Here is a 4,926-nt window from a genome sequence, read left to right as displayed (position 1 = left end):
GGCGTCGTGACCCGCACGCCGATGGCGAAGCCGCGGCGCGGGACGACGAACGCCACATTGGGGCGCTTGAGCCGGTCAGCGGCCGAGGATGGCCAGGGCCGTGGCCACGATCTCCGCCAGCCGCGCCTCGTCGGCCAGTGCCGCGGCCAGCCAGTCGTCGCGGGTCCACCTGTCGGCGGGCAGCGGACCCGAGGCGTCCGCGCCGAACACCAGGCGGACCACCGCCGTCACCGCCGCCTCGGGTGATTCGCCGCGGTCCAGGCGGGCTTCGATCGCGTGCAGTGCCTGCTGGGCCAGTTCCGCCAGCCGGGTGTCCTCGGCTTCGTGCGGGTTCGCCAGGTCCAGTGCCGGCAGCTCGGCCGCGTTGTCCGCCGGCATCGGCGCGACCGGTGCCTGCTTGTGCCCCAGCGGGCGCTCGACGTGCTCCGCGTGCCACTTCGGGCGGGTGCGCATCGCGGCCAGGACCGTCCGGACCTCGCGGTCGAGCGTTTCGCGAGCCGCCACCGGCTCGCCGGTGACCTCGGCGCGCCGCGCCGCCCAGCCGTCCAGTGGCCACAGCTCGGCGCCCGCCGTCGACGGCACCCCGGCCCAGACCAGGATCTGCACGGCCAGCTCGCCCAGCCACCGGTCGCCGCCGAGGGCGGCGGACAGCCAGGCCGGGAGCCTCGGCCGTTGCAGCGCGCCGATCTCTCCCCGCCGCCGCCGGTGCGCGTCGACCGTCGCCGGGGCCAGGCGGGTCGCCAGCCAGCCCTCCAGGTTCTCGATCGGGTCGGTCGCGCGCCGCAGCGCGTGCTCCACCACCGCCTCCACGTCGTCGTGGAAGCGGTCGAGGCAGTCCGGCCGCATCGACTCGAGCCGTCTCGTGCAGTCCGGGTGGCGGCGCTGCTGTTCCAGTGGTTTGGTGATCCGCGCGAACACCAGGGGCCACGCCACGGTGTAGACCGCGCCGCGCAGCCGGGCGAGCCGGCCGGGCGAAGCGGCCGCGGCCGAGCTGGCGAGCAGCCCGTCGCGCGCCAGCCCGCGGAGCACCGCGACCTCGGCCTGCTCGTTCGGCGGGAGCGTGCTGGGGAGCAACTTTCCTCCGGATGCCGTCCTGGACTGCGCCGACGGGGGAAATGGTCGGTCAGCCGGGGAAGCGGAAAAGGCCCGCGGCGGGCCGAATTTCCACGGAATTGGCCAAAAACTGGCCACCCGGGAATCACCTGATCGGCCCACGCGCTTCCGCCGATCGCCCGGAAGTCCGCGTGTCACAATCGAAATCCCATGGCACACGACGACGGACTGATCCGCGAACTGACCACTTTGCGGCGGGGCTGGGGCCTGGAAACCGAAAAGCTGCGCGGCCGGCTGGGCCCGCTGCTTTCCGGTTGGTGCGAATTGCACCGGACGACCAGCGACCGCGAAGCGAGACGCGTCCTGCGGGAAGCGATCGCGGCCGCGATGGCCGACTTCCCGGCCGACGACCGGCTGGCCGTCAACGTCGCCCTGGCCATCACCCCCGGCGCACGGCACGCCCGGCTCAGCGACCGGGTCGGGGTCCTCGCCGAGCGGCTGAGCGTCTCCGAACGCACGGCGCGGCGCCGGATCGACCGGGCGTTCGCCCGGTTGGCCGCCGAGATCGAGGCGGGCACCCGGCCCGGCGAGGGAGTGCCGGACCCGGACAAGGGCTGGTTCGTCAAACGCCTCAAGGCCCTCGTGCGGCTGGACACCGGGGAACCGGAGCTGATCGAAGAGCGGGTGATCGTCTCGACCCGGGACGGCCTGAGCAGGATCTCCGCCCGGTTCACCGTGCCGCGCACCGAAGACGGTGGCGGCGGGGGCGAACGCGACGTGGTCGCCGACGCCCAGCACGGCGTCCGCATCGGCGCCCCGGACCGGGAGGGCCAGCGGCACTTCCGCTGGCCGCTCGACCTGCCGCGGCCCCTGGCTCGCGGCGACAGCCACACCTACTCCCTGGTGTTCCGCATCCGCGACGGCAAGCCGATCCGCACGTCGTACGCGTTCGTGCCGCTGGTGACGTGTGAATCGTTCACGGTCCGCGTCCGCTTCCACCCGCACCGCCTCCCGCGGGCGGTGTGGCGGCTCGACCGGGTACCCCAGTCGGTGCTCGCCGACCCGGCCCAGCCCGGCGCGGCACTCCCGCTGGACGGCGCCGGCGAAGTGGCCCAGGACTTCGTGGGCCCGCAGCTCGGCTTCGCCTACGGCGTGCGATGGCTGGCTCGGTGAAAGGGAATCACCGCGGCCAAGGTGACGGCTTGTCCCGCAGTTCATCGGCGAAAATCGCGTCGACCCGCGAGTTCGCCTGCCGCAGCAGCCGCGCCGCCGCCCGGACCGCACCGCCGAACCCCACGGCGAAGAGCAAGGCCAGGCCGATGGCCGCGGAGTTCGCCACGAGCGCCTCCCGGTACTGGTGCGCGAGGTAACCCAAGGCCGCCCCGGCGGTCAGTGCGTCGAGCAGCGCCAACCCGAAAGCCCGGGGACGGGGCGGCGTGGTCCGCGATGACGTGGCCATGGCCCTCCCGCCGTTCCGTTCAGCGGTGACGCCCTTGCAACGTAGACGAGCGTGCGCCGGTCGGCGGCCACTTCAACCTGTTTGGCCTACCGGATCTGCCCGGATGGCCGCTGTGATAACTTGGAGCGAACTGAGTCTTCTGTGCGGAAGCAAACCCCGAGCCGCCTGCGCGCCGGGGGTCAGGGGGCGGTAGCTCAGTTGGTTAGAGCAGGGGACTCATAATCCCTTGGCCGCGGGTTCGAGCCCCGCCCGCCCCACCCGATCGAGGCCGGTGAGGTGTGCACGCGGAAAGCGCGTGCCAAGCCTCGCTCGGCGTGTTTTCCGGGGGTGCAACCCCCGGGCCCCGCCCGGAGGGCTCCGCCCCCGGACCCCCGCCATGGTCGCCTTTCGTTCGAACCCTCCGGTTGTGCCCGCGCACTAATGGGCCATCCGGCTTTGTATGTCCCGTGTACAGCGCCGGGGCAGGGTCGCTCGCCATACATCCGATCCAGGAGGCGAGTCGTGTCCCAGAATCCCCTTTCCGATCTCACGCTTTCCCGGCGGTCGCTTTTTCGGGCCGGGGCCGCCACCGCTGTTGCGCTCGGCGGCGGGGTTCTGCTCGGCAGCGGGACCGCTTTCGCGGAGGAACTTCCCGCGTCGCCCTTCATCGACATCACCAAGCCTTCCTACGATCTCTTTCGCAGCAAGATGCTGCATGAATCCCACCACGTCATGCAGGGCTTCGCCTTCGACAACGTCAACCGGCGGCTCTTCATCGTCCAGGCCCAGAACGGCACCTCCGGCGACGACCTCTGCATCAACCAGGTCAGCTTCGCCGGCGAACTGCTCGGCTCCATGCACCTCAACCACGCCGGGCACGGCGTGTCGTTCGGCGTCGAACCCGTCGGCACCGCCTCCTACATCTGGATGGAATGCGACGCCGACGGCACCACCACCGACGCCCGCGGCACCGCCCTCGCCCGCTTCAAGTTCGTCAACGGCGGCACCCCGTCGGTCAAGAAGTTCCTCACCGGCAGCAAGACCATCACCTGCGCCACCGATCCGGTGTACGAGCGGATCGCCGTACGCCGCAGCGAAGGCGGCCAGATGTGGTACAGCGTGTACCCGCTCGCGAAGGCCGCCGCCGGCGACTTCTCCGATCCGCTGGCCCACTTCCCGCAACCGGCGCTGAGCACGTCGAGCGTCGTCTTCCAGGGCTACACGATCCTCGGCAGCTCCCTGTACACATTGGACGGATCGGGCCACGCCGACTCGGCGGACATCGACTCCTACGTCACGCGCATCGACATGAAGACCGGGGAGGTGCAGGAACGCGCGATCACCCGGGCCGGCGAGTCCCTCGTCTACCGCGAACCCGAGGGCATGGCGGTCTACCGCACGGCCGACGGCGAAACCCGGCTCTTCCTCGGCTTCGGCTCGCGAAGCAGCCTTGACAACGTCAACCGCTACGCCAACATCTTCTACAAGAACGTCCTGGTGGGGTGAGACATGAAACTCGCGACCGCGCTCCTGGCCGGCGCACTCGCCGCGGCCTCGTTCGCCGGAGTCGCCGCGCAGGCGCTCCCGGCCTGCCCGGTGATCGTCAGCCACGGCGGCTACCCGACCGGTGCGAACCCGTGGGACCGCGACCAGCTGCGCGCCCCCAACAACTTCAAGGCGGTCGACACCCTGATCGCCCAGGGCTCGGGCGGCTTCGAAGCCGACGTCCAGCTGACCAAGGTCGCCGTCGGCGCCGACGGCACGGTCAGCGGCAAGGCGGTCATGTGGCACAACACGTCGACGCACGGGCTCGACGGCGTCAAGAAGAACATCACCGACATCTACTGGTCCTCGGGCAGCGACAAACTGGAAGGACGGACGCTGCAGTGGGGCCCGTACAAGGGTGAAGGCGTCTATTCGCTGCGGCAGTGGCTGGACCACGTCGCCGCGAAGGGCGCGTACGCCGAGCTGGAAATCAAGCCCGAGACGAAGGTGTTCCTGATCGACGGCTCCGCCGCGGTCAAGGCGAAGGCGTGGAGCGAGATCACCGACCCGGTGCGCGAGCGCTACCGGAACCAGGCGATCACGGTGTACTCCCACGACGCCGACATCGCCGCGGCCCTGAAGTCCCGGGTGGCGGCGGGCACCTTCCCGCCGGTCCTGGGCGGCGGCCCGTCGTGGCCGGACACGGTGAAGTGGGAGGAACCCCCGCCGTCCTGGAGCGGCAACGCGGCAAGCTGGCAGGCGAACCTCGCCACGGCTCCGGACCGCGTGGCCACCAGCTGGACGGCCGACTACAAGCGCTGGCTCGCCGGCCGCTGCTCGTAACCGTCCACACGGGAGCCAAAGTCCGTGAAGGCCTCCTTCCCGGCCATAAGAGCCGGGAAGGAGGCCTTCACGGACTTCAGGCGGGAACGAGCTCGCCGGCCGGGGTG

Annotated in this window: 5 protein-coding genes and 1 tRNA gene; 4 read left to right on the top strand and 2 right to left on the bottom strand. The window is 71.1% G+C overall.

Annotated features, from left to right (window positions below; genetic code table 11):
- Nucleotides 1–75: 75 nt before the first annotated feature.
- Nucleotides 76–1,074: a hypothetical protein gene (locus AB0G28_RS49155; RefSeq protein ID WP_361106573.1), complete on the bottom strand. Its 999-nt coding sequence runs from the start codon at nt 1,072–1,074 to the stop codon at nt 76–78.
- 189 nt (nt 1,075–1,263) lie between these two features.
- Here AB0G28_RS49155 and AB0G28_RS49150 point away from each other — a divergent pair, with 189 nt between their 5' ends.
- Nucleotides 1,264–2,226, top strand: coding sequence for a hypothetical protein (locus AB0G28_RS49150; protein WP_361106571.1), 963 nt, complete (start codon nt 1,264–1,266; stop codon nt 2,224–2,226).
- Between the two features lie 7 nt (nt 2,227–2,233).
- On the opposite strand, the gene AB0G28_RS49145 is transcribed toward AB0G28_RS49150, so the two are convergent.
- The gene (locus tag AB0G28_RS49145) at nt 2,234–2,512 is read right to left on the bottom strand and encodes a hypothetical protein (protein WP_361106568.1); all 279 of its coding nucleotides are present in this window, start codon (nt 2,510–2,512) and stop codon (nt 2,234–2,236) included.
- Nucleotides 2,513–2,695: 183 nt separating this feature from the next.
- Between AB0G28_RS49145 and AB0G28_RS49140 the strand changes: the two genes are divergently transcribed.
- The 3 genes from AB0G28_RS49140 (at nt 2,696) to AB0G28_RS49130 (ending at nt 4,819) form a co-directional block, all read left to right on the top strand.
- Nucleotides 2,696–2,769: transfer RNA gene (locus tag AB0G28_RS49140), tRNA-Ile, on the top strand.
- Nucleotides 2,770–3,199: 430 nt separating this feature from the next.
- The gene (locus AB0G28_RS49135; RefSeq protein ID WP_361106565.1) at nt 3,200–3,997 is read left to right on the top strand and encodes a teichoic acid biosynthesis protein C; all 798 of its coding nucleotides are present in this window, start codon (nt 3,200–3,202) and stop codon (nt 3,995–3,997) included.
- A gap of 3 nt (nt 3,998–4,000) precedes the next feature.
- On the top strand, nt 4,001–4,819 hold the full coding sequence (locus AB0G28_RS49130) for a hypothetical protein (protein WP_361106562.1): 819 nt from the start codon (nt 4,001–4,003) through the stop codon (nt 4,817–4,819).
- Nucleotides 4,820–4,926: the final 107 nt, after the last annotated feature.

Origin of the sequence: Amycolatopsis sp. NPDC021455 (assembly GCF_040640995.1) — a bacterium.
Lineage (GTDB): Bacteria > Actinomycetota > Actinomycetes > Mycobacteriales > Pseudonocardiaceae > Amycolatopsis.
This window is presented reverse-complemented; position numbering and strand designations above follow the sequence as displayed.